Source organism: Actinomycetota bacterium, assembly GCA_005774595.1.
Taxonomy (GTDB): domain Bacteria; phylum Actinomycetota; class Coriobacteriia; order Anaerosomatales; family D1FN1-002; genus D1FN1-002.
This window is the reverse complement of the sequence record VAUM01000215.1, coordinates 1-3,398: the sequence shown is the minus strand read 5'-3', so window position 1 is coordinate 3,398 and position 3,398 is coordinate 1. Positions and strand designations below refer to the sequence as shown.

Sequence of the window (3,398 nt, the reverse complement as noted above, 5' to 3'; positions counted from 1 at the left end):
GCGTCTACTCCGCGCGTCTGCTCGATGACCTCAAGGCAGAAAAGAGTCTGACGGTTGAGATGCTGGACCGTGCGGATGCCGACCAGAGACTGGAGCGCTCCGACTTGACGCTGGTGTTTGTGATTCCGGCCGGTTTTTCACGCGACCTGGCCGCCGGGCAGCCCGCTCAGGTAGTGTTTATGCAGCGGGGCAACGGGGGGCAGGAGGGGCAGATCGTGGCGAGCATGCTTCGCCGCGCTGGCGGGCGCGTCGCGGATCGGCGCGTCGCTCACCGGGCGCCCTCCACGAGGGCGGCGATGCGGTCCACCACCTGCTCGACCGTCAGCGCCGTGGTGTCGAGCACGTGCGCGTCGTCGGCGGTGGCCAGCGGCGAGGCCGCGCGCGTGGAGTCGGCGCGGTCGCGGCGATCGATGTCGGCGAGGACCTCGGCCTCCCCCATCGCATGGCCCGCGATCTTGTGGTCGATCGCGCGGCGGTGGGCGCGCACCTCGGGCGCCGCCGTCAGGTAGACCTTCACCTCGGCGCGCGGGAACACGACAGTGCCGATGTCGCGCCCCTCCACGACCGAGTCCGACTCGGCGCCCAGTTCGCGCTGGAGCGCGACCATCGCCTCGCGCACGGAAGGCGCGGCCGAGACCGGCGTGACCGCGCGGTCGATCTCGGGCGTGCGGATGCGGGACGTGACGTCGCTGCCGTCGAGGTAGACGCGCGTGGGGACCGGCTCGCCGGGCTCATGGCCGAAGCCGATGACGCACGAGCGCGCGAGGGCGCCGAGCGCGACGTCGTCTGCAAGGTCCGCCGCCGCGTCGACGGCCTTCACGGCGACGGAGCGGTACATCGCGCCGGTGTCCAGATAGCGCCAGCCGAGGCGCTTGGCGAGCGCCTTGGCGACGGTGGACTTGCCGGACCCGGCGGGCCCGTCGATGGCGACGATCACGATCGCTCCCTTGCGAGGGCGGCGGTGCGGCGCTTGCGGGCCGCCACGAGGCCGTTCCGCAGCGTGTAGAGGGTACCAGAGCGGCGGGGATGGGCGGGGCGCGAGCGCCGAGGGTCGGCGCGCGGACCCCGGTGAGGAGGCTCTGCGCGAGCCGCGCACTCAGTGCAGCGCGCTCTGTCCCTCGCCCTCGGCGGCGCCCCCGCCCGGAGGCGCCGTCACCTCGAACGGGACGCTGCGCGTGTGCGAGCCGTCCACGAACACCTCGAACGCGTAGGCGCCCGCGTGCGGCAGCAGCAGACCGTTCATCGTGAACAGCAGGTTCGCGCTGGGCTGGCCCCCGCCGGCGACCTCCGGCAGCTCCACGCGCTGCTCCATCGGCGGCACGACCGGCTGGCCGTCGTCGTCGACCAGGTTCGCGGCCACGGTGAACGACCGCGGCTCGCCGGGCTCGAGCGCGAGCCGGATCACCAGCGTCATCGTCGGATGCCGCCACGGCAGCTGCATCGCCGCGACACGGTCGAACGCCCCCGAGAGGATGAGCTTGCCCTCCTGTGTGATCGACGCGTAGTCGGCCACCACCGCCACGTCCACCCTCACCGGGAACCGCCTCCGCCCAACGCTGCCAGGTCCGCGAGGAACCCCGGGTAGCTCACCCCCACGCTCTCGAACCGCTCGATGCCCACCGGGCCGTCCGCCGCGAGCGCCGCCACTGCGTACGTCATCGCCAGGCGGTGGTCCCCGAGCGAGTCCAGCTCGGCAGCATGCAACTCGGCCACACCGTCCACCTCGAGCCAGTCGTCCCCGGTGCGCACAGAGACGCCCATCGCGCGCAGGCCGTCGGCCACGGCCGTCAGCCGGTCGGACTCCTTGACGCGCAGTTCGCGAACGCCCTCGAACCGAGTGGTCCCCTCGGCGCGCGCGGCCACGACCGCGAGCAGCGGCACCTCGTCGATCAGCGAGGGTGACTCGTCGGCGGCCACGAGCACGCCGCGCAACGCGGTGCCTCCGTGCACGACGATGTCGCCCACCGGCTCGGCGCCGGCCGCGCCGGTCGTGCGCGCCTCCACATCGGCGCCCATCCGCGCGAGCACCCGCAGGAACCCGAGGCGGGTGGGGTTCAGCGCGACGTCGCAGACCACGACGTCGCTGGCGGGCACGACGGTCGCCGCGCCCACCATGAACGCCGCCGACGACGGATCGCGCGGGACCGCGACGTCGGCGGCGATCGGGACCGCCGGCCCCTCGACCCAGCAGACGTGCAGGTCCTCGTCACGCCCGACCTCGATCCCGAACGCCGGCAGCAGCCGCTCGGTGTGGTCACGCGAGAGCACCGGCTCGCTGACGACCGTGCGACCGGACGCGCGCAGCCCCGCGAGAAGCACGGCCGTCTTGACCTGCGCGCTCGCGACCTGCGACTCGTGGTCGAGCGCGTGCAGGCCGCCGCCGAAGATGCGCACCGGCATCCGTCCTCCGGCCGCGGTGACGATCTCGGCTCCCATCGCGGACAGCGGCACCGTCACGCGGCCCATCGGGCGGCGCGACAGCGACTCGTCGCCGGTCAGCGTCACGCACACCGGCCAGCCCGCGAGCACGCCCATGAGCAGGCGCGCCGTCGTGCCCGAGTTGCCACAGTCGATCTCCGCGTCCGGCTCGGTCGGACCGGTCGCGCCCCAGCCGCTCACGGTCACGTCGAGCGAGCCGCCTCCGGCCTCGCTGATCCCCACGCCGGCGCCGAGCGCGTGCACGGCGGCCAGCGTGGAGCGCACGTCGGCCGAGTCGAGCACGCCGGTCAGGTGCGAGACGCCCCGCGCCATCGCCGCGAACAGGACGGCCCGGTGCGATACGGACTTGTCGCCCGGAACGCGGACCTCGCCGCGCAGCGGGCCTGCGGCGCGTGTCGCGACGTGCCTCACTCGGTGTCTGCCTCCAGCGGCCGCAGCTCGCACTCGAAGCCCCGGCTCGACAGGTCGCCGCAGAGCGCGTCGCGATCGCCCTCGTCGGTGAGCACGAGGCGCAGCACGGCCGAGTCCTCGGACTGGTGGTCGATCTCGATGTCCTCGATGTTGCACCCGGCACGCCCTACCGCGGTCGTGACCTCGGAGATGACGCCGGGGCGGTCGGTGACCGGCACGAGCAGCTCGAACAGCGCGGTGGTCGCGGGCACCCACTGCGCGGGCAGCGCGCGGCGGACCTCGGCGGCCTCGTCGAGCCACCGGCGGATACCCTCGGCGTCGCGGCGTCGCAGCATGTCCGAGAACTCGCCGAGGATCTCGCGCAGGTCGTCGATGCCGCAGGTCAGCGCTTCCGCGTTGTCGAGCGAGATGCCGGTCCACAGATCGGGTGAGCCCGCCGCGATGCGCGTCGTGTCCTTGAAGCCTCCAGCGGCCAGGCGCAACAGATCCTCGCCGGCCTCGGCGCGCCGTGCGGCGAGCGTGATGAGCGCGGCGGCGGCCATGTGGGG

Annotated in this window: 4 protein-coding genes; all 4 read right to left on the bottom strand. The window is 73.6% G+C overall.

The genetic code is table 11. The annotated features are described in order from the left end of the window. Positions 1-268: 268 nt before the first annotated feature. Positions 269-937 (bottom strand): (d)CMP kinase, encoded by a 669-nt coding sequence (locus FDZ70_08095; protein ID TLM72843.1) that lies wholly within the window; start codon positions 935-937, stop codon positions 269-271. A gap of 159 nt (positions 938-1,096) precedes the next feature. Beyond that, positions 1,097-1,534, bottom strand: a complete 438-nt coding sequence (locus FDZ70_08090; protein ID TLM72842.1) for a hypothetical protein — start codon at positions 1,532-1,534, stop codon at positions 1,097-1,099. After that, positions 1,531-2,850 (bottom strand): 3-phosphoshikimate 1-carboxyvinyltransferase, encoded by a 1,320-nt coding sequence (gene aroA, locus FDZ70_08085; protein ID TLM72841.1) that lies wholly within the window; start codon positions 2,848-2,850, stop codon positions 1,531-1,533. Before aroA ends, FDZ70_08090 begins: the two co-directional genes overlap by 4 nt. Continuing rightward, positions 2,847-3,398, bottom strand: a 552-nt coding sequence (locus FDZ70_08080) for a prephenate dehydrogenase/arogenate dehydrogenase family protein (protein TLM72840.1), incomplete at its 5' end; no start/stop codon positions are given. The genes FDZ70_08080 and aroA, both read right to left, overlap by 4 nt.